The organism is Acinetobacter sp. AOR34_HL (genome assembly GCF_027854795.1).
Lineage (GTDB): Bacteria > Pseudomonadota > Gammaproteobacteria > Pseudomonadales > Moraxellaceae > Acinetobacter > Acinetobacter junii.
In genome coordinates this window covers 24736-46287 of the sequence record NZ_JAKTID010000047.1, presented here as the reverse complement: position 1 = coordinate 46287, position 21552 = coordinate 24736, and the positions used below count along the sequence as shown (strand labels likewise).

At 41.0% G+C, this 21552-nt stretch carries 18 protein-coding genes and 1 pseudogene; 2 read left to right on the top strand and 17 right to left on the bottom strand.

What is annotated here, in order from left to right:
* Positions 1-93: 93 nt before the first annotated feature.
* The 15 genes from MKL32_RS08320 to ndhC all read right to left on the bottom strand — a co-directional run bounded on the left by MKL32_RS08320 (position 94) and on the right by ndhC (position 16302).
* On the bottom strand, positions 94-387 hold the full coding sequence (locus MKL32_RS08320; protein WP_004914276.1) for a cold shock domain-containing protein: 294 nt from the start codon (positions 385-387) through the stop codon (positions 94-96).
* 114 nt (positions 388-501) lie between these two features.
* On the bottom strand, positions 502-1137 hold the full coding sequence (gene upp / locus MKL32_RS08315) for a uracil phosphoribosyltransferase (RefSeq protein WP_004914278.1): 636 nt from the start codon (positions 1135-1137) through the stop codon (positions 502-504).
* Between the two features lie 114 nt (positions 1138-1251).
* On the bottom strand, positions 1252-2748 hold the full coding sequence (nuoN, locus tag MKL32_RS08310) for an NADH-quinone oxidoreductase subunit NuoN (RefSeq protein ID WP_004914279.1): 1497 nt from the start codon (positions 2746-2748) through the stop codon (positions 1252-1254).
* Positions 2749-2751: 3 nt separating this feature from the next.
* A complete protein-coding gene (gene nuoM / locus MKL32_RS08305) occupies positions 2752-4350 on the bottom strand; it encodes an NADH-quinone oxidoreductase subunit M (protein ID WP_004960309.1) in 1599 nt (532 codons plus the stop codon).
* Position 4351: 1 nt separating this feature from the next.
* The gene (nuoL, locus tag MKL32_RS08300) at positions 4352-6247 is read right to left on the bottom strand and encodes an NADH-quinone oxidoreductase subunit L (RefSeq protein WP_004914283.1); all 1896 of its coding nucleotides are present in this window, start codon (positions 6245-6247) and stop codon (positions 4352-4354) included.
* Entirely contained in the window at positions 6244-6552 is a 309-nt protein-coding gene (gene nuoK / locus MKL32_RS08295) for an NADH-quinone oxidoreductase subunit NuoK (RefSeq protein ID WP_004914285.1), read from the bottom strand. The genes nuoL and nuoK overlap by 4 nt, the downstream gene beginning before the upstream one ends.
* Complete coding sequence (gene nuoJ, locus MKL32_RS08290; RefSeq protein ID WP_171053817.1) at positions 6552-7070, bottom strand: NADH-quinone oxidoreductase subunit J; 519 nt, start codon at positions 7068-7070, stop codon at positions 6552-6554. The genes nuoK and nuoJ overlap by 1 nt, the downstream gene beginning before the upstream one ends.
* Positions 7070-7612: an NADH-quinone oxidoreductase subunit NuoI gene (gene nuoI, locus MKL32_RS08285; protein WP_004914290.1), complete on the bottom strand. Its 543-nt coding sequence runs from the start codon at positions 7610-7612 to the stop codon at positions 7070-7072. Before nuoI ends, nuoJ begins: the two co-directional genes overlap by 1 nt.
* Positions 7613-7630: 18 nt before the next feature.
* A complete protein-coding gene (gene nuoH, locus MKL32_RS08280; protein ID WP_004914292.1) occupies positions 7631-8647 on the bottom strand; it encodes an NADH-quinone oxidoreductase subunit NuoH in 1017 nt (338 codons plus the stop codon).
* A 3-nt stretch (positions 8648-8650) separates the two neighbouring features.
* A complete protein-coding gene (gene nuoG, locus MKL32_RS08275; protein ID WP_125271973.1) occupies positions 8651-11335 on the bottom strand; it encodes an NADH-quinone oxidoreductase subunit NuoG in 2685 nt (894 codons plus the stop codon).
* An 11-nt stretch (positions 11336-11346) separates the two neighbouring features.
* A complete protein-coding gene (nuoF, locus tag MKL32_RS08270) occupies positions 11347-12672 on the bottom strand; it encodes an NADH-quinone oxidoreductase subunit NuoF (protein WP_004952448.1) in 1326 nt (441 codons plus the stop codon).
* Positions 12669-13178: an NADH-quinone oxidoreductase subunit NuoE gene (gene nuoE, locus MKL32_RS08265; protein ID WP_004638051.1), complete on the bottom strand. Its 510-nt coding sequence runs from the start codon at positions 13176-13178 to the stop codon at positions 12669-12671. The genes nuoF and nuoE overlap by 4 nt, the downstream gene beginning before the upstream one ends.
* 12 nt (positions 13179-13190) lie before the next feature.
* A complete protein-coding gene (gene nuoC, locus MKL32_RS08260; protein WP_005403165.1) occupies positions 13191-14978 on the bottom strand; it encodes an NADH-quinone oxidoreductase subunit C/D in 1788 nt (595 codons plus the stop codon).
* 88 nt (positions 14979-15066) lie between these two features.
* Complete coding sequence (locus MKL32_RS08255; protein ID WP_004881335.1) at positions 15067-15744, bottom strand: NuoB/complex I 20 kDa subunit family protein; 678 nt, start codon at positions 15742-15744, stop codon at positions 15067-15069.
* Positions 15745-15750: 6 nt separating this feature from the next.
* Positions 15751-16302, bottom strand: coding sequence for an NADH-quinone oxidoreductase subunit A (ndhC, locus tag MKL32_RS08250; RefSeq protein ID WP_004914305.1), 552 nt, complete (start codon positions 16300-16302; stop codon positions 15751-15753).
* A 397-nt stretch (positions 16303-16699) separates the two neighbouring features.
* Between ndhC and MKL32_RS08245 the strand changes: the two are divergent.
* Positions 16700-18119, top strand: a pseudogene (locus tag MKL32_RS08245) (GGDEF domain-containing protein).
* Positions 18120-18211: 92 nt separating this feature from the next.
* Positions 18212-18568, top strand: coding sequence for a hypothetical protein (locus tag MKL32_RS08240; RefSeq protein WP_004914312.1), 357 nt, complete (start codon positions 18212-18214; stop codon positions 18566-18568).
* Positions 18569-18605: 37 nt separating this feature from the next.
* Here the strand turns inward: MKL32_RS08240 and bfmS are convergent, their stop codons facing one another.
* Both bfmS and bfmR read right to left on the bottom strand, forming a co-directional pair.
* Complete coding sequence (gene bfmS / locus MKL32_RS08235) at positions 18606-20246, bottom strand: sensor histidine kinase BfmS (protein ID WP_270900388.1); 1641 nt, start codon at positions 20244-20246, stop codon at positions 18606-18608.
* 110 nt (positions 20247-20356) lie between these two features.
* Positions 20357-21073, bottom strand: a complete 717-nt coding sequence (gene bfmR / locus MKL32_RS08230; protein WP_004914319.1) for a response regulator transcription factor BfmR — start codon at positions 21071-21073, stop codon at positions 20357-20359.
* Between the last annotated feature and the right edge of the window lie 479 nt (positions 21074-21552).

The following is a 21552-nucleotide window of genomic DNA, read 5'->3' as shown; positions in this document are numbered from 1 at the left end:
GCACTCAATTTTTCATGTTTTGGTTATTCTAATAAAAAAGAGACCGTAAAGCCTCTTTTCTCATGATATTTCAATCAAAGATTACTGTAAGGATCAACGTCTTAAGTTTGATAACAATTCATTGGTAATCGACTTATTGTGATCCATGATTTTGTTTTTCTTAGTTTTAGCGGGGTTAGGATCAACGCGCTCAATTTTAATTGCTTTATATTTACCTTGATTTTCTACAACTGAAAATTTCACTTTTTCATTGCGCTTAGGTTCACCTTCAGCTGCAGGGTAATCTGAGATATGAAAAAAGATATCTTCACCATTCGATGCAATAAAACCAAATCCTTTCTCAGGATTATATTGCTTAATTTTCCCGTGGTAGAGCTCTTGCTTCATGACATTTATCCTACTTTACGATGATGCTCATCATACTATATAGATAATAAAAAAGAGACTTGCTATTTCCCTTTCAAATCACAGAAATAAAAAGTCTCTTTTCATATTTTAAAATTAATCTTTTTGCACACTACCAAAGATTTTATCGCCTGCATCACCCAAACCAGGCACGATATAACCTTCTTCATTCAGGCCTTGATCAATTGAAGCCGTATAAATACGAACATCAGGGTGTGCAGCTTCAACTTTTGCAATCCCTTCAGGAGCAGCAACCAAAATCATCACTCGAATATCTTTACAGCCACTAGCTTTCAATACATCAATTGCAGCAATCAATGAATTACCCGTTGCAAGCATAGGATCAATAATCATCGCCAAACGATTAGCGACATCTGGTACTAGCTTTTTATAGTAAGTGCGAACTTCTAAAGTTGCTTCGTCACGCTCTAAACCTAAAACACTCACCTTTGCACTTGGAATCAGGTTAAGTACACCTTCTAGCATTCCAATTCCTGCACGAAGAATCGGAACAATCGTGATTTTTTTCCCTGCAATACGTTGAGTTGTTACTTTCCCTGCCCACCCATCAATTTCGTGATCCACAACAGATAAGTCCTTTGTTGCTTCATACGTCAATAGCATCGTAACTTCTTGCGCTAATTCACGGAAGTTCTTAGTACTAATGTCAGAGCGACGAAGTAAACCAAGTTTATGGCGAATAAGCGGATGACGAATTTCTTGAATCGACACGAGTAAGTACCTAGCTAATATAAATATTCGCTTATTATAAAGTGTTTTTTTACTATTCAATAAAAAAGCCCCCAGTTTTGGAGGCTTTTTTGTACAAATCAGATTATCGGATGATTACTGTTGCTGAGATAACATGAAATGTAATGGAGAAAGAATCTCTGATTTTAATGCTAAATTGATCATTGGATCTGGATAGATACCTAAGAACAATACCAACAATGCAGCACCTAGTACCATGATCCCACCAACTTTAGTTCCCCAATGCGCATCAGCATCAATACGAGGAGTATCTGGTGAAGTCATGTACATCACAACCATGACACGCAAATAGTAGTACAAACCGATACCACTACCCACAACGATCATTGCAGCTAAGAACCAGTGTTGAGTTGTTACTGCAGCCATAACCACAAGGAACTTACCAATAAAGCCCGCTGTTAATGGGATACCAGCTAGCGATAACATCATCACAGTTAATGTTGCAGTCAAAATCGGACGGCGCCAGAACAAACCACGGTAGTCAGCAAGACTTTGTGCTTCATCCACGTTGTTATAAGGGCTCGACATTAACGTAACTGCACCAAACGCACCGATTGTTGTAAGTACATAAGTAATCACATAGACCGTCACGCTACCAAGGCTCGCATAAGTCATGCTAATTAAAGCAATTAACAAATAACCAAAGTGAGCAATCGATGAATAACCAAGAATACGTTTCAAGTTTACTTGGCGTACTGCAAGTAAGTTACCTACTAAAATTGACAATACAGCAATAATTGTAAGCACTGTTACCAGCGATTCAACTAGGATTGCACCTGATGCCAATAAGTAACGTACAAACAAACCGATCGTTGCTACTTTCGCAGCTGTCGCCAAGAATGTTGCCATCGGTGCTGGAGCACCTGCATACACATCTGGTGTCCATTTGTGGAATGGAGCAAGTGACAGTTTAAACGCAACAGCAAAGATGATTAAGCCTAAGCCCAATAACACCATTGGCTGTTTGATTGCAGTGAATAACGCTTGTACAGAATCATAGAATGATAATGAACCTGTATAAGCATAAATATACGCCATACCCATTAACAACATTGCAGATGCCGTCGCTGAAAGCACAAGATATTTAATCCCTGCTTCCAAAGATTGGCTGCGCTGATGGGTATATGCCAACATACCATATACTGGAATTGACATTAATTCTAAGCTGATAAAGAACGAAGCATAATGAGAGCTAGCAACCATCAACATCGCACCTGCTACTGAACACAGTAGCAAGATGTACAACTCTTCGCGATTGTCTTTATATGTCTCAATATAAGCATGTGACAAAGTACAACATGCCAAAGCTGCGATCAAAATCATGAATTGATAGAGCATGGTAAATGGATCAACCATAAACATGCCCATCACGTTTACAGGTGCATAGTGACCTGTATACGCAGTGTATGCGATAAAAATTGCAGCGAGGTTAAGCCCCACAACTGAAGTTGTTGCGATTAAATTATGATTACGTTTAATCGAAATCAATAACATCACAACAATTGCAGTCAACGCCACAATCATCACAGGGACGAGCGGCATAAGTTCAGAAAAAGAAAGTGTGAAGTTCATGGTTTATTGCATCTCCACATGCTCAAGTTGAGTTGTTGTCTGCTGAACAGTTTCAACAACTTCTTGTACTGGCATATAACTATTTACTAACCATTGCATGCTTGAATGAGATACATCCAAGAATGTTTGTGGGTAAATACCTAACCAAACCAAACCGATCACACAGATCATCAAGATAGTAACTTCACGTGCTGATAAATCTTTTAATGGGCTTGTATAGTGCTGCTGTTGCTCTGGATTTGGTGTACCAAACAATGCTTTATGAATCAAAATCAAGCCATAAAGACCAGCAAACACCAAGCTTACTGCCGCAATAATCGTGAATACAGGATAAGCTTTGAATGAACCCATCAAGATCAGGAATTCACCAATAAAGTTACCTAAACCTGGTACACCAACAAGTGCAGCTACAAAGAACATTAAGAAAAATGGAAGGTACTGCAACTGACCGCGTAAACCACCCATTAAGCGTAAGTCACGTGTATGTAAACGCTCATAAACCTGACCAGACATGATAAATAATGCAGCAGATGACAAGCCATGTGCCAACATCATGATCATAAGACCCTGGAATGTCAGGATATTACCTGCGTAAATAGCAAGTAAGATGAAACCCATGTGCGAAATAGACGTATACGCAAGCAAACGTTTCATATCTGTTTGCTGATACGCTAAGAATGCACCGTAGAAAATACCAATCAAACCAAGAATGATCGCAATATCAGCAAATTGTGCTGATGCTGCTGGGAAGAATGGGATAACGAAACGAAGTAAACCATAGGCTGCTGTTTTAATCAAAATACCAGCTAAGTCCACAGAACCTGCAGTTGGTGCTTGTGCATGTGCATCAGGTAACCAACCATGTAATGGGAACACAGGTAATTTCACAGCAAAACCGATGAAGAAACATAGCATAAATGCATAAGCAACTTCAGGCGGTAAGTGGTTCGCCACAGCCAATAGATAGTTGTAATCGAAGCCAATCATACCTGTCATCATGTATCCATAAACCACAAGGCCTAAGATACCGATCAACATGATCAAACCAGCAATTTGCGTGTATAAGAAGAACTTGGTTGCAGCATAAACACGTGAACGACCATTCGAGCCTTTATGACCCCATAACGCAATCAAGAAGTAGATTGGTACGAGCATCATCTCCCAGAAGAAGAAAAACAGGAATAAGTCAATCGCTAAGAATACACCGATAACACCACCTAAACTCCACAGGAGGTTTAAGTGGAAGAAACCAACATTCTTTTGGATCTCACCCCATGAACAACCAACCGCAAGTACACCAAGTAATGCAGTCAGTAATACCATGAGTAAAGATAAACCATCCACTGCCAAGTGAATGCTAATGCCTAGTGTCTGAATCCAAGGTAAATGAAACTCAGCCGCCCAAGTTGGGACTTTACCACCCAGCTCGTAACTAAATGTACCACTCTGCCAAAGTGCAATGCCTAAACCAAAGGTAATAAGCATACCAATTAAGGCAATCCAACGCGGTAATTGTTGGTCGAATTTATCAACCAACCAACAAATAAAACCAGCAATGAAAGGAACTAAAATCAGTGCGGGTAAAATTAAATTGTTTTCCATTTTATTTCCCCACAACCTGAATCACGATCAAGATCATCAATAGCACCACTACACCGAGTGACATGCTTGATGCGTATTCACGTAATGAACCTGTTTGACGCGAGCTAGTAAAGGTATTACCACCTTTTACAATCGCAGGTAGTACTAGCCATAAACCATCAACTGGATCACGGCCTAAGATTTTCGCAATCAATAAATAAGGTTTGACGAATACGATGTCATACAAAGCATCAAAACCAAATGCGGTACGGCAAATATGTGCTAAACCAGCGCCCAATGATGTTTGAGCAAATGATTTAACAGCACCATATGCAAAGGCAAATAGGAAGATACCTACTGCTAAACCAGCAAGTGCAATACCACTCGCCAAATGTTCTGCATGTACAACAGCTTCATGTAAAGCTTCAGGGATAACAAAACTTGGAATGCTTGCAGCAGTCAATAAATTTGCAACTGGTGCTTGCAAGAAGTAACCAATTCCTGTGGATAACACAGCAAGAATCGCAAGTGGTGCCCAATATGTCACACCATGAATTGCATGCGCATGTGTTTTTTCTTCACCGAAGAATACGACCCAAATTAGACGGAACGTATAAATAGAAGTTAAGAAAGCACCCGCTACACCAACCCAATACAATGTATTGTAAAGTGGAATGTTTGCAATTGTAGACTGTGCATATACTGCACCTAAGATGGCATCTTTAGAGAAGAAACCAACAGTTACGATTGGAAGTGCAGCCAATGCACCACCACCGATGACGAAACACCAAAATACGAATGGAATCTTTTTACGTAATCCACCCATTTTGAAAATATTTTGTTCGTGATGACATGCAAGAATTACAGCACCTGAAGAAAGGAACAATAATGCTTTGAAGAATGCATGAGCCAACATGTGGAACAAACCAGCTTGGTAAGCTTCAGCACCTACAGCCATAAACATATAACCTAACTGACTCATAGTTGAGTAAGCCAAGATACGTTTGATGTCGGTTTGAACTAGCGCTGCAAAACCAGCCACAAGCAATGTCACAGCACCTGTAATCGAGATGAACTGCATCACTTCTGGTGCCATTTCCATCACGGAGAACATACGGCAGCATAGGTACACACCTGCTGTAACCATTGTCGCAGCATGGATCAATGCAGATACTGGTGTCGGACCTGCCATCGCATCAGCTAACCATGTTTGTAATGGAATTTGCGCTGATTTACCTGCTGCACCCAAGAACAACATTAATGCTGTCCAAATTGACAATGATGAGCTTTGCGTCATTACAGTCGCTGCATTTTCAACGATGTACTGAGTATTCAAAGTACCAAATTGTTGATAAAGCAAGAACAATGCGATGAGTAGGAATACGTCACCGACACGTGTTACTGTAAATGCTTTGATTGCTGCCCAACCATTTGCAGGATTAGAGTAATAGAAACCAATCAGTAAGTAAGAGCACAGCCCCACGCCTTCCCAACCTAAGAACAATAACGCTAAGTTATCACCAAGTACCAACAACAACATGCTGGCAACGAATAGGTTGAAATAAGAGAAGAAACGCGCGTAATCTTCTTCACCACGCATGTACCATGATGCAAAGATATGAATCAGAAAACCTACACCTGTGATCATGCCCGTCATTAATAATGACAAGCCGTCAAGATGTAAGCTAATACCTGGCTCAAAACCGCCAACACTGAACCAAGTCCATAAATGTTGAACAAAAACGGTTTGACCACTGCTCGTAAAAGCAAGACCAGCAATTAAAGCAAATAGAGCAGATAAACCAACTGAACCAACACCAATGATGGCAGCTACATTTTCAGAAAGTTTATTGCGCCCTGCCGCTAAAAGGATAAAACCAATGAGCGGGAATAAAACGGTTAAATATAATGTACTCATCCGCGCATCTCACTAGCAGCATCAACATCCAAGTGATGGAAGCGATGATAAAACTGAAGGACGATCGCAAGACCGATACACGCCTCGGCAGCAGCAAGTGTCAAAATTAAAATAAACATCACTTGACCATCTGGCTGAGACCAAACGCTACCTGCTAGGACAAATGCTAATGCAGCAGCATTCATCATGATTTCAAGGCTCATTAGCATAAATAATAGGTTGCGACGCACCATTACACCGTAAAAACCCAGTGCAAAAAGGATGGTTGCGACAATCAAACCATGTTCTAAAGGGATGTGTCCCATTATTCTTTATCCTCTTCTGCACTTGGTTCACGTTTGCCTAAGTGATATGCAGCAACTAGGGCTGCAAGCAACAACATCGCGGCAACTTCTACCAATAATAGATAGTGAGTAAATAACGCTTGACCTACGGCTTTAGGACCAACGATTTCTAAGCCCATTGGTGCAGAAATCGTGGTGTATTCACCATTTAACATCCAAACAAGTGTCAAACCTAAGATAAAACTCAACATTGCAGGATATGCCCATGCATCTGAGGTTAACCATTTACTTTCTTGTTCAACTGTTTCTTGACCTAGGTTGAGCATCATCACAACGAAGACAAACAAAACCATGATCGCGCCTGCATAGACAATGATTTCAAGTGCAGCCGCAAACGGTGCACCCACAATCATGAAAATACCAGCAACAGCGAGCAATGAAACAATCAAGCTTAATAACGCATGTACAGGGTTCGTGTTAGTTACAACACGAACTGTCGAAACAATGGCCACAAGTGCCATCAAATAAAATGGCCACATCATGGTAATAAGCTCCGTACATCAACTGGTGCACTTTCTTTTTGTGCTTGGCCTTTGTCTTTACCTGTTACAGCCATACCTGTTACACGGTAGAAGTTATAATCAGGATATTTACCAGGACCTGAGATGAGTAAGTTTTCTTTCTCATAAACCAAATCTTGACGAACGTATTCAGCAAGCTCGAAATCAGGCGTCATTTGAATAGCAGTTGTAGGACATGCTTCTTCACACATACCGCAGAAAATGCAACGTGAGAAGTTAATACGGAAAAATTCTGGATACCAACGCCCATCTTCTTTTTCCGCTTTTTGCAATGAAATACAGCCTACTGGGCAAGCAACCGCACAAAGGTTACATGCTACGCAACGCTCTTCACCATCAGGATCACGCGTCAAGATAATACGACCACGAAAGCGTGGAGGTACAATTTGTTCAGCTGGTACTTCTGGATATAAAATCGTGTCACGTTTACGCGTGGCATGGCTAAACACCATCCACAACGAACGTACAATCGATCCAAATCCAGCTAGAATTTTATACATTTTGTACTCCCTGCTGTCCTAGGCCTGATTCATCAGAATCACAGCACCAGTCACTAACAAGTTGACCAACGCCAATGGCAAACAAACTTTCCAACCAAAATTCATGACTTGGTCATAACGTGGACGCATTAAAGATCCACGCGCCAAGACAAACATCATTACAAAGAATGCTGTTTTAATTACGAACCAGAAAACTGGTGGAACAAATGGAATTTCTAAGTTAAATGGAGCTAACCATCCACCGAAGAATAAAGTGACGATCAAAGCTGAGATTAATACCACGTTGACATACTCTGCAACGAAGAACATCCCCCACTTCATACCACCATATTCAACATGGTAACCTTCAGCTAACTCTTGTTCAGCTTCTGGTTGGTCAAATGGATGACGGTGAGTCACTGCTACACCTGCGACCACGAAGATCAAGAAACCAATAAATTGTGGAATGATGAACCACATATCACGTTGAGCTTCAACAATCTCACGAAGGTTAAAAGATCCCGCAATCGCAACCACACCCATTAATGAGATACCCAAGAACACTTCATAAGAAATGGTTTGAGCAGCAGAACGAAGACCACCAAGCAATGAGTATTTGTTGTTAGATGCCCAACCACCAAATAACACTGCATAAACTGCGATACCCGCCATTGCCATAAAGAACAACAGACCGATGCTCATATCAGCAACGCCCAAATATGGACTTACTGGGATAACCATAAATGAAAGTACCGCAGTTGCCATTGCAACTGCTGGTGCTAGACGGAAAGTCAATTTATCAGCAAACTTTGGTGTCCAGTCTTCCTTAAACATGATCTTAAGCATGTCAGCGACGATCTGGAACATACCTCCAGGACCGACACGGTTAGGACCATAACGATCTTGCCACAATGCCAAGAGACGACGTTCGATAAATGACATCAATGCAGCGATAAGAACCACAACCAACAAGATCACGATCGCTTGAATCACTGAATAAGCGATTGGCCAGTTCTCAGCCCAAAGTGGCGTTTGACGTATAATTTCTTGATTCATGAATTACACTCCTACCGCCACAGACACAGGCTCAGCCAATGAAACTGTTGGTGCTAAACCAATTGGATAACCAATATAGCCTGTTGGTAAATATTCAATCACTTGTACAGGTAAACTAATGCTTGTTTCGCCTGCTTGTACTGTAATACGTTGACCGTCTTGAACATTTAAACGTGTTGCATCTTGTTCACCAACAGCAAACATCGCTTCAGGAATACGAGATTCCATTGCAGGTGTTTTAATCGTAAATTCACCAGAACCAAAGATATGGTGCATTGGTACAAGACGGAAACTTTCAGGGTTCACAACAACAGCAGTTGGTGCCACATAGCTACGTGCAGGACGTTTAGCTAAACGATCAAATAAACGCACACCTGAATCACCGCCTTTTAAGTGACCACCCACTTCATCTTGGTATTTATTCCAAGCTTGTGGTGAGTTCCAACCTGCAGACCATGCGAAAGGTACTAGCGAAGAAGCTGTCTGATTACCGACATAACCTTCCATAGAGAATGTTAATGCTGAATCTAGATCAGTTGGCTGTTTAGGTTCATGAACAGATAATGGCGCGCGCATTGCTGTACGACCAGAATAACGACGTGGTTCACGCGCAATCTTCAAGCCATGGATACGATATCCTGCATCAGGTGCAACATCTTGAATGGCTTCAAGCACAGGAACATTCTTCACGATGTCATCAATCACATCATCAAGCAGTGTCCAATCTACAGCTTTGCCTTTGAGACCAGTCTCAACGGCATGTAACCAACGCCAAGATTCTTTGATTGCATATTCAGGCTTGTAATAGCTTGGGTCATATACTTGATAGAAACGTTGCGCACGACCTTCTTGGCTCACAACAGTACCATCACCCTCTGCAAAACTTGCAGCAGAAAGAACGATATCTGCTAGTTTCAGAGTTTCTGTTTCACTATGATCCAATACAATTACAGCTTCAGCTTTCTCAAGTGCAGCTTTGACTTGTGCAACTGGTAAACGACGAGTTAAGTCATTTTCAACCACAACAACAGCATCATACTCTTGAGCAAATGCCTGTTCTAAGCTTAAACCACCGAATAATGCTAGACCCATTGAGTTCACTTCAGGAACCGTCAAAGATAAACCAGCATTTTCACCAAGATTCTGTGCAACTTGTGCAGCAGCTTCCATAATCGCTGAGTCTTGCAAGCTTGTACCAGAGATAATCAATGGTTTTTTCGCCGCTTTTAAAGTGTCAGCAATCGTTTGTGCAAATGCTTTTGCATCATCGTCAAGACCAGATACTGTTTCACCTTTTATAGCAGCAGCGACAGCAAAACCTAAACGTGCAATATCGTTTGGAGAAGCAACAACTTCACCTGTTGCAACATCCGCTAAACGCGTTTGTGTTGCAGCAAGAATATAAATCGGTGATTTTGCTTTTTGGCCAATACGTTGCACAGGCTCTGCTAACCAGTCAGGAGTACGCGTTTTCGCAGCCATTTCTTTCGCTTTATTTTTCGCAGCTTGGCGAACTGATAAAGCCATACGTGGTGCTGTTTGCGTTAAGTCTTCACCCAAGATTAGAACTGCATCATAGCTCTCAATTTCACGCATGTTCGGGTTATAGATACCCTGTGTTTGCATGATTGAAGCAGCTAACTCAACCAAGTTCTGCTCTTTTTGAGACATACCTGTTGAATAGTTGGCTTGACCAACAAGTTGGCGAAGTGCGTAGTTTGATTCCAAGCTTGCACGAGGAGAACCGATACCTAGAACTTTCTTACCTTTAAGCTGTGCAATGACTTGATCAAGTGCCTGATCAACACTCACAGTTGCAACAGTTTCACCGTTACGGAATTGAGGTTGGCGTGGTCGATCTTCACGATTGACATAACCCGTACCGAAACGACCTTTATCGCAAAGGAAGTATTGGTTTACTGAACCATTAAAACGGTTTTCGACACGACGGATTTCACCATAACGCTCACCTGGAGAGATGTTACAGCCCGAAGAACAGCCATGACATACGCTCGGAGCATACTGCATATCCCATTTACGGTTATAACGTGCAGAGTGTGTTTTATCGGTAAATACACCTGTTGGGCAGACTTCAGTCAAGTTACCAGAGAATTCAGATTCTAATGTACCTGATTCTGGACGACCGAAATAAACACGTGATGCATTCGCATAAACACCAAAGTCGGTACCACCCGCATAGTCTTTATAGTAACGAACACAACGGTAACAAGCGATACAACGGTTCATTTCATGTGCAATAAAAGAACCTAACTCTTGGTTATGATGTGTACGTTTCGTAAAGCGATAGCGACGACGATCGTGCTGAGTCATGACCGTCATATCTTGTAAATGACAGTGACCACCTTCTTCACAGACTGGACAGTCATGTGGGTGATTCGTCATCAAGAATTCAACAATCGATGCACGAAACTCTGTTGCTTCTTTGTCTTCAATCGAAATGTAAGTATTGTCAGCGGCTGGTGTCATACAAGACATTACCAAACGCCCACGTGTGTCCTCAGGATTCGCGTATTGAGTTACCGCACATTGACGACAAGAACCAACAGAACCTAAGGATGGGTGCCAACAAAAATACGGGATATCGATGCCAAGGCTTAAACATGCTTGTAGCAAGTTCTCTGAGCCATTGACTTCATACGATTTTCCATCGACATGAATTGTAGCCATAGTCGAATTCCTTAAACCTGTTCTACATCGCGAGTAGCGGCATGGGTTTTAACCTTTGCCTCAAACTCATGACGGAAATATTTTAATGCGCCCATCAGTGGCTCCATCGCACCTGGTGCGTGGGCACAGAAAGTCTTACCAATCCACAACTTTTTAGTGAGTTCAGATAGATGTTGAATATCTTCCATCTTACCTTCACCACTTTCGAGTGCTTTCAGTGCTTTAACAGCCCATGGCAAACCATCACGGCATGGCGTACACCAGCCACACGATTCACGCGCAAAGAATTCTTCTAAATTACGGGTCGCTGAAACCATACATTGGGTTTCATCTACGACCATCAACAAACATGTTCCTAAACGTGAACCTGCCTTCATGATGCTTTCAGCATCCATTGGTAAGTCAATATGTTCAGCAGCTAAAAAGTCTGTTGATGCCCCACCCGGCAACCATGCTTTCAGTGTTAAACCATCACGCATACCACCTGCATGATCTTCAATCACTTCACGTGCAGTTGTACCAAATGGCAACTCCCAAAGACCAGGGAATTTCACCTTACCTGATGCACCGTAGATCTTCGTACCAGGATCTTTAGACTTATGTGCAGAAAGGTTGATATACCATTCTGGACCACGCAACATAATCGCTGGCAAGTTATTGTAGGTTTCTACGTTATTTACAATCGTTGGACGACCCCATGCACCCGCAACTTGTGGGAATGGTGGTTTAGTACGTGGATTGGCACGACGACCTTCAAGCGAGTTGATTAATGCAGTTTCTTCACCGCAGATATAACGACCTGCACCTGTATGAACATACATTTCGAAGTTCCAGCCACTACCTAGGATGTTTTCACCTAGATAACCTTTGGCACGAATTTGCTCTAATGCTTCATTCAAGTATTGAGCAGCTTCGATATATTCACCACGAATGAAGATATAACCATGAGTTGCCTCTAGGGTATAACCAGCAATCAACATACCTTCGATCAATTGATGTGGAAGCTTTTCCATCAACAAACGGTCTTTGAATGTTCCAGGTTCCATTTCATCAGCATTACAGATCAAATATCGTGGACCACCATCATTTGGTGCCATCAATGACCATTTAATACCTGCTGGGAAACCTGCACCACCACGACCTTTAACCGTTGCAGCTTTAATGACGTCGAGTACATCTTTTGGAGGCATACTAAGTGCTTTTTTAAAGCCTGCATAACCTTCTAAAGCTTCGTATTCATCAGCATTGCGTACTGCATCTTGCTTACTCAAACGCCAAGTTAGCGGATGAGTTTCTGGATTACCGTCGCCATAAATTGGTTTTGGTTCAGTATTCATACATACTTCTCCAATAACTGTTTAACTGATGATACATCCACTAAACCGTGAGTATCTTCATCAATCATTAACGTTGGACCTTTGTCACAATTGCCTAAACAGCAAATTGGAAGCAAGGTGAAACGACCATCTGCTGTAGTTTGTCCGTATTGAATGCCTAACTCGCGCTGAAATGCTTCTGCTAAAGTTTCTGCACCCATTAAGAAGCAAGCAATCGAATCACATAATAAAATTACGTGACGACCTACAGGTTGGCGATAAATACGATTGTAGAACGTTGCTACACCCTCTAAATCAGCCACACTGATAGTCAGCAATTGCGCAATTGCATTCATTTGAGCGTCATCTACCCAACCATTACGGCGTTGTACACACTTTAAAGCATCCAAAGAAGCTGCGCGTGGATACGGATAGTGACCAATGTGATGTTCAATCTCATGGATTTCGTCAGCAGTCAAAATCCCTTCAACATTCACACGTGGTTTTTTATCAGTCAAAATCATCATAATCGTTTACCCCTAGCGATCCACGTCAGCCATAACTACGTCAATGGTCGCCAAATAAATGATCAAGTCAGATACTAAGCTGCCGTTAATAACAGAAGGCATTTGCTGTAAATGAGTGAATGTTGGCGTACGAATACGAGTACGGTAGCTCATTGTTGACTTATCAGAAGTGAGGTAATACGTACTCGCACCTTTCACTACTTCAGTCATGAATGAAGACTCACCAGCAGGCATAACAGGACCCCATGACACGCTCAAGAAGTGCGTAATCAAGGTTTCAATATCTTGTAATGTCTTATCTTTCGGTGGTGGAACTGCCAATGGATGATCCGCTTTATATGGACCAGAAGGCATATTATCCAAGCACTGTTGAATGATTTTTAGTGATTCAGTAATTTCACGGAAATGCACTAAAACACGCGCATATGCATCGCCTTCATATTCCACTGGAACATCAAAGTCGAAGTTCTCATAACCACTGTATGGACGATATTTACGGACATCAAAATCAATACCCGTTGCACGTAAACCAGTACCTGTCACACCCCAAGCTAACGCAGACTTAGCATCGTATTGCGCTACGTTACGCGTACGACCGATAAATACTGAGTTTTTAAGTGCAGCTGTGTAGTACTCGTTCAAACGTTTCGGCATCCACTCTAGCAACTCTCTAACAAGTTTTTGCCAGTTGTTTGGAAGGTCATGCGCCGTACCACCGATACGGAACCATGCTGGATGCATACGGTAGCCCGTAATCGCTTCAACGATGTCATAGACTTTCTGACGGTCTGCGAACATATAGAATACAGGCGTCATACCACCGGCATCCTGAATCGCTGTACCACAGAATAATAAGTGGTTATTGATACGGAACAATTCGTTCAACATCACACGAATCACTTGCGCACGCTCAGGCACTTTAATCCCTGCGAGTTGCTCAACTGCCATTACATATGGCATGTTTTGCGCACAACCACCTAAGTAGTCAACACGATCCGTATAAGGGATGAATGAATGCCAAGTTTGACGTTCAGCCATCTTTTCCACACCACGGTGGTGATAACCGATATCAGGCACACAGTCTTTGACTTCTTCACCGTCCAACTGTAAAACCACACGGAAAGCACCATGTGCAGATGGATGGTTAGGACCTAAGTTGAGGAACATGAAGTCTTCATCAGCGTTACCGCGTTTTAGACCCCAGTCTTCTGGTACGAAACGTAAGTGTTCTTGTTCGAAATCTTGTTTCGCTTGATCTTGCATATATGGCGTATATTCTGTCGCACGCGCAGAATATTCTTTACGCAACGGATGACCTTCCCAATAAGTCGGCAACAAGATACGACGGAGCATTGGATGCCCTTCGAAATTGATCCCGAACATATCGTAAGCTTCACGTTCGTACCAGTTGGCATTTGGCCAAATATTGGTTGCCGTTGGAATGTTTAAATCATTTTCATTCAACGCAACTTTGATACGGATATCACTATTACGCTCAAGCGATAATAGATGATAGAACACTGTGAAGTCAGATGGAGGCAACCCATCACGGTGAACACGTAAACGCTCATCAACCGCAGACAAGTCAAACAGCATCACATAAGGACGTTCCACTTTGCGGAGGAACATGAGGACTTCTTGCACGCGTGCGCGCTCAACCCAGACAGTTGGAAACTCTTCACAAGTCGCCTGCACGTAGAAGTTCTCACCAAATTTGGTTTTGAGCTCTTCCACAATTGCAAATGCTGGGCGTGAATCAACCTGAGTCGATTCTGGCATAGCAATGTCAGTTTCAGCCATTGGCTTGGCTTCCTATTTAATACAAATTCTGTCAATTTCCACGATGACCATATCCAATAAGCGATATGTCAAAAACTCATCGTTTAAATTATTTAATTTCATCCATAGAGCGTAGGTTTTTCACCGCAATACGATCAGCATTTTTACGGTCACGTTCTGGCATCATCTTTGGCTTATAAACAGGCTGAAGATCATCACCAATAACCGCTGAAAGTGGACGGCGCTCTAGTTGAATTTGGTCTTGAAGTAACATCAATGCTTGGATTAATGCTTCTGGACGCGGTGGACAGCCTGGGATGTACACATCAACAGGAATAATCTTGTCTACACCTTGCACCACAGAATAGATGTCGTACATACCACCAGAGTTTGCACAAGCACCCATTGAAATCACCCATTTTGGCTCCAACATTTGTTCATACAAACGTTGAATTACAGGTGCCATTTTGACAAAGCAAGTTCCTGCAACGATCATCAAATCCGCTTGACGAGGTGAAGCACGAATAACCTCTGCACCAAAACGTGATAAATCATGAACGCCAGTTAATGTAGTTGCATATTCAACGTAGCAGCATGATGTACCAAAGTTGAATGGCCACAAGGAGTTCTTACGCCCCCAGTTCACAGCTGTATGCAACACATCTTCAAGACGTGTCATCATCACACTTTTATTAACTTCTTCCTCTAATGGATCAGTTACGATCTGACGATCTTGCAATGGATATTGATCGGCATCTGGATTCGCACGGGTTAAAGTATATTTCATCCCGACTTACTCCTGTTTAAATGATGATGTAGTCGGTGTTTTAGATTTAACACGACCAGAAGACTGTGCTGGAATATGACCTGTAGGATCGACAACCAATTCTTCAATGTTATTGAATCGAGTGATCTCAGCAATATTCATATTTGGCGAACCAATTTTCATTGCAACACCTGCAGATTTACGACGATCTACTGGCGCCCAGTTCAACGCACCAACAGAAATGGCATAAATCAAGGCAATCAAGAGATCAACCACAAAAATCACAACCGTGGTAAATCCAAACCACCCTACTTCACGCACAGATGTAGACCACGCGTAGAGATAGAGAGCTTCAAGATCAAAAACAACAAAGAAAATGGCAACGAGATAGAATTTGGCTGACAAGCGAATACGAGCACCGCCCGCACCTACTACGCCTGATTCAAACTGCTCTTGCTTGGCACGCCCCCATGCTTTACCCCCAAGGAGTAAAGGGACTGTCAGCATAAAAACGCAAAGAAATGTAACGCCGATCACGAAAGCGATAATCGCCCAATCGTATGGAGTAATGGCACTCATGCGGGGATAACTCCTGGCAGGCCTATTTTTAACAAAGAATGTATGTATTGGCCTTCAAATACACCAAACACAAAATTAATCCCGCCAATTGTACCTGATTTCTAATTTCTCATGCTAGTTGAAGCGCTTTAGTCTTTTGGATGATTTTGTTCATAAATTTACTGATATATATAAGATCAGTGTTAATTCACCCTCAAAAATCGATTAATCAAATCACGTATAAGTTATTAATCATTTTTTTCTATATTTATGCGCCAAAAACATTCTTCTTTTACAAGCCATGCGCAAAAATATAACAACATGAACCAAATGATTGTATAAGCATAAATTTATGGTGAAATTTTAAACAAAATTTATATAATAGCGCCACTCAAAAGCCATCAGGAACAGCGTTAGAATGCCCTCACTTAAAGTCGCATCAAAATCTCTTTCGCTTTCCCAATTATTTCTATTGTTTAGTGCAGTTATCTTGCTCTGCTGCTTACTTGGCATCGTAACACGCCAACTTACATTTTTAGCTTCATTTTGGCCAGCGAACTCCGTTCTTTTAGGTATCCTGATTCGCTTCCCTAAAACACGCCACCCCGTCAGTTTTATTGGCGCTATAGCTGGGTATTTAATTGCAGATTCAATGCAAGACACCCCTTTTTTTGCTGAATGTATGTTTAACCTCAGCCAATTTACTTTATGTCATCACCACATTGGCATTTTACATTAAATTTAAAAATTACATTCGCTCATTACATCAAGGTTACTTTTATCTATTTTTATTTAGCTTTTGCTGTATTGGGGCTTTATCTAGTTCATTATTCGCTGCGATTTCACTCCCCTATTTTAATACTAAATTTGCTTTGGGTACGTTTTGGATCGATTTTGGCTATTGGTTTACTGCTGAAATCCAAAATGCCCTCTTACTTCTTCCTGCACTACTTAGTGCACCAAACTTTAAAGAGTTAAAACAACAATTTATAGAATTTAAAACTCAAACTGTTCAACAGAGTTTTCCGCTATTTGCAGTTCTTATTTCAATTGTGATTGCATATTACGATACAGGACCAGGTTCGCTACTTTACCCAATTGCACCCTTGATTTGGTGTGCGCTTGCTTATCGACATTTTTCTGTTGTGATCATTACTTCGATAACCTGTGCTTTTATCATTCATCATGTTTCAGAAAATTATTTACAACTCTATCCACATGAATATTTAAACAATACCATCTCTATTCGATTTGGCTTGATTATGATGACGATTGCACCTCTTACTGTGTCCAATATCAATATGGTAAGGTCAAAGCTCATTCAAGAATTACAACACATCATTGCACATGATGAACTCACCTCTAGTTTAACTCGACGGCAATTCCTCCAGTCAGTACAACTACTACATGCACAAGCTCAAAAAGCACAACAAACCACTGCATTTTTGATGCTCGATCTCGACCACTTTAAAAAAGTGAATGATACCTATGGTCATCAAATGGGAGACAAAGCACTGAAATATTGCGTACAGGTGATTCATTCATTACTCAGACCAAATGATTTACTTGGACGTTTAGGTGGTGAAGAATTCGCAATTTTTATGAGTGACATCGACCCTGATACAGCTTTTCAATATGCTGAAAATATACGTTTAAACATCAGCAAGATGCCTATTCCACTCAATGATCGGCAGCAGTTTTACATACAAGTCAGCATTGGGATCTGTTTGTGTACTCCTGAAAATCAACAATCTATTGATGCACTATTTAAACAGGCTGACGATGCGTTGTATCAAGCCAAACATCAAGGGCGAAACCAAGTTGTGATATCGACATAATATGTTTCAATTCAGCTACATGCTTTAATTAAGTTTATACACTCTTGTCTTCATTCATCGGTATTCTAGAGTTATAAAACAAGGAGAAAAATATGCAGCTAGAATACACACATGACACAGACTATTTCTTTTTCTCACAACTCTTAATGCGTCATATCGAAACTTATATTCAAAAACATCCTGACGCAGACAATGCGATTTTTGACCTAAGAGATATTTATGAAGTTTTTAGAGAGGATTTTGCTGCGACCACAACAAATCTAGAAGGTATTCTAAATATTGCTGATACATATAAAGTCGAAACACTTGATGGAGATAAACCACTCATTCGAAATTATAAGATTGATGTAAAAAACAACTCTTTATTAATTGATTTTAATGCTGATGCATTACAGCGTTTAAAGTCGGGGTATCCACTCATCGAACCAGATGCTTCTGTGCAAGAATAATTAATTGTGACAAAGAGAAACCTCAGATATCTGAGGTTTATTTTTTTGCAGGCTGTTTATAACGTTTTGCAGGCCATGTCATGATAAAACGCGCCCCACCGAGATTTGGGCTTTGATCGACTTGTATATCACCACCAAACCAATATGCGATACGGCTTACAATTGACAACCCCAATCCATAACCACCTGAGGCACGAGTACGACTATCATCTAAGCGTGCAAACGCTTCGAAAATACGTGAGCGCTCTTGCTCTGGAATACCAGGACCATCATCTTCGACGCAGACATAGGCTTTACCATCCGCACGAACACCACCACTAATTCGCACTTTATTGTCACAATAGCGAACCGCATTCCCCACAAGATTTTGTACGACTCGATGTAAATAGCGTCTTTCAGCCTCGACACGAAGCGCTAAAGGAGGTGCAATGAGTTCGATCTCTTTTTGTGTTTTCAGTGCCTCTGTTTCCATCGCCACTTGATCCAACACTTCAACTAGCACGACATCTTCAAAATCTAATGATGGTGTACCCTGCTCCAATTTGGCATAAGTCATAATCTCATCAATCAAGGTATTCAGCGCTTCAATGTCTTTATCAATCATATCCACTTGCTGAATCCGATAATTATAATCATCTTCTTCGGCAAGCATTTCCATCCCAAAGCGTATACGAGCAACAGGTGTGCGCAACTCATGAGAAACCGCACGCATCAACTCACGTTGTGCCTCGATTAAACGCTGAATATGATCGGACATATTGTTATAACTGGATGCCAAGTTTGCCATTTCATCGCTTCCCTCGATCGTGACACGCAATGACAGATCACCAGATTTCATTTTGTTTAAGGCATGACGAACCTGACGAATCTTTCGTTCTAAAGGTAAAATCAATCCATATACGCCTAAACTCAACAAGAATAAGCTAAATAGAGTAATCCCTGCTGCAAGCTGGAATGGCATCCAATTGAACATTGGGACTGGACCTAAGACCAAAACTTGTGCTGGATGATTCGGCATTGGTGAAACAATCGAAATAGTTGTACCTCGAACAGTCGCACTGTCCTTATATAACAGGACACTTTGATCTTGGCGTAAACGACCAATTTGCTCTGAATCGAGATTAATCTCACGAATATCTAAAATATCAATCGGATAATAGAAGTGCTTTTTAATTTTTTCTAAGTATTCACGCTCTTGTCCAGGATAGAAAATTAAATAATCCAAGACAAATATAGGCAACGCCTTCATCTGACGTTCGCCAATTTTATCTACTTTAATATAGATAAAATGCTTCGGGTCATCTTTTAGACCAATAATAATATAACCAACCCCGTTGTTTGCATCGTAGCGCACAACAGATTTTTGCTCAGAAATTCTTCTTTTCTCAGTTCGAGATAATTCAACACGCGCAGCATCAACATAATATATTGGAAGCTCTAACAAATCAGAAGCATCAGAAATCCAATCTAGCTTTTGCTGCTTGGCAGGCTGACGAGATACCCCTTCACTAATTACGAATGAAATCCCATCCGTAAGTGATTCACGATATTCTTGCGCACGTTGGTAGTTAATGATTTGAACCAGCAAATAACAAAATGCGGCAACCACAACCACTAAAACGACCAAACCAGCATAGATACGCAAGAATATGCTGTTTTTGAGTACTCGACTTACCATAAGGTCAATAATTCCAAACTAATTAAAGTCCCTCCTGAGCAGTAAACTGCACAAGTCCCTTTATTCAAGGGAGTCATCCCCCTTTCATGAAAAAGAGGGATTCGGAGGATTTAGACCCCGTTGGTTTCTTTTACAAATAAATAACCTTTACTACGTACTGTTTTAATACGTTTAGGGTTTTCTGGATCATCACCGATTTTTGGACGAATACGTGAGATACGCACGTCAATCGAACGATCTTGTCCATCGTATTCAATACCACGTAAGCGCTCAAAAATGTCTTCACGCGATAAAATGCGACCAGCATTAGATGCTAATAACCATAATAAGTCATATTCAGCGCTAGTGAAGTCTACTAATTCGCCATTTAAAGTGACTGAGCGACCACCATTATCAATCACAAGATCATCGAATTCGATACGTTGAGCAACTTCATCTTCTACTGTTTTGTCAGTACGACGTAAAAGTGCGCGAATACGAGCCAACAACACACGTGGCTGTACAGGTTTAGCGACATAATCGTCCGCACCCATTTCTAAACCAAGTACCTGATCCATATCTTCAGTACGCGCTGTCAACATCAAGATCGGTTGATGGTAATGTGGGCGAACTTCACGACAAACTGTTAAGCCATCTGCGCCTGGTAACATCACATCAAGTACAACTAAATCTGGTTGTTCGCTAATAATACGACGAATGGCACGGTTACCGTCTGTTTCAACACCAACTTCTAACCCATTACGGATTAAATACTCTTGTGTTAAACGCGCTAATCGTTCGTCATCTTCAACAATCAAAATCTTCGGTAACTTTTCTTCTTGGCTCATATGTTTGCCCCTACAATCAGAGAGAATCTATCTTTAAAAATCTGACAGATACATTGGTTTATGTTTTGCAATATACACACGTTTACATTGTAAACAAGTAGTCGTTCACCAAACTGATACACGGCAATATAGTTTTGTTATATTTTTATTAAAATTATGAATTTTAATAGGTTTTTAAATTTCAAGCTCAGTTTAAGAGCAGAATGAATTTTGAGTATAGATTTTGTACCAGTGTTAAACAATTTGTTTCTTAACTGATCGATACTGATTTAAGTGTTTGTTTTTTGAGTTATCCACAGAGTTATCTATAAGCCTTTTTAGGCGGCTTTGTTATGCTATGTGCCTGTGAATTCAGCAGTTAAGACATGAAAAAAAATTTACTAAAATGTCAAGGATTGATCTGCTGTTAAAAATCCCGTATCTTGTGTTGAAAATAAACTTTAACCACTAAGTATTGTGTTTATCCCTCAAACATCGTG

What these genes read in the sequence shown, in the direction of transcription:
- MKL32_RS08320 (WP_004914276.1), bottom strand. Translation starts at nt 387, where the DNA reads ATGAAGCAAGAGCTCTACCACGGGAAAATTAAGCAATATAATCCTGAG.
- nuoN (WP_004914279.1), bottom strand. Translation starts at nt 2,748, where the DNA reads ATGAACTTCACACTTTCTTTTTCTGAACTTATGCCGCTCGTCCCTGTG.
- nuoM (WP_004960309.1), bottom strand. Translation starts at nt 4,350, where the DNA reads ATGGAAAACAATTTAATTTTACCCGCACTGATTTTAGTTCCTTTCATT.
- nuoL (WP_004914283.1), bottom strand. Translation starts at nt 6,247, where the DNA reads ATGAGTACATTATATTTAACCGTTTTATTCCCGCTCATTGGTTTTATC.
- nuoK (WP_004914285.1), bottom strand. Translation starts at nt 6,552, where the DNA reads ATGGGACACATCCCTTTAGAACATGGTTTGATTGTCGCAACCATCCTT.
- nuoJ (WP_171053817.1), bottom strand. Translation starts at nt 7,070, where the DNA reads ATGTGGCCATTTTATTTGATGGCACTTGTGGCCATTGTTTCGACAGTT.
- nuoI (WP_004914290.1), bottom strand. Translation starts at nt 7,612, where the DNA reads ATGTATAAAATTCTAGCTGGATTTGGATCGATTGTACGTTCGTTGTGG.
- nuoH (WP_004914292.1), bottom strand. Translation starts at nt 8,647, where the DNA reads ATGAATCAAGAAATTATACGTCAAACGCCACTTTGGGCTGAGAACTGG.
- nuoG (WP_125271973.1), bottom strand. Translation starts at nt 11,335, where the DNA reads ATGGCTACAATTCATGTCGATGGAAAATCGTATGAAGTCAATGGCTCA.
- nuoF (WP_004952448.1), bottom strand. Translation starts at nt 12,672, where the DNA reads ATGAATACTGAACCAAAACCAATTTATGGCGACGGTAATCCAGAAACT.
- nuoE (WP_004638051.1), bottom strand. Translation starts at nt 13,178, where the DNA reads ATGATGATTTTGACTGATAAAAAACCACGTGTGAATGTTGAAGGGATT.
- nuoC (WP_005403165.1), bottom strand. Translation starts at nt 14,978, where the DNA reads ATGGCTGAAACTGACATTGCTATGCCAGAATCGACTCAGGTTGATTCA.
- MKL32_RS08255 (WP_004881335.1), bottom strand. Translation starts at nt 15,744, where the DNA reads ATGAAATATACTTTAACCCGTGCGAATCCAGATGCCGATCAATATCCA.
- ndhC (WP_004914305.1), bottom strand. Translation starts at nt 16,302, where the DNA reads ATGAGTGCCATTACTCCATACGATTGGGCGATTATCGCTTTCGTGATC.
- MKL32_RS08240 (WP_004914312.1), top strand. Translation starts at nt 18,212, where the DNA reads ATGCAGCTAGAATACACACATGACACAGACTATTTCTTTTTCTCACAA.
- bfmS (WP_270900388.1), bottom strand. Translation starts at nt 20,246, where the DNA reads ATGGTAAGTCGAGTACTCAAAAACAGCATATTCTTGCGTATCTATGCT.
- bfmR (WP_004914319.1), bottom strand. Translation starts at nt 21,073, where the DNA reads ATGAGCCAAGAAGAAAAGTTACCGAAGATTTTGATTGTTGAAGATGAC.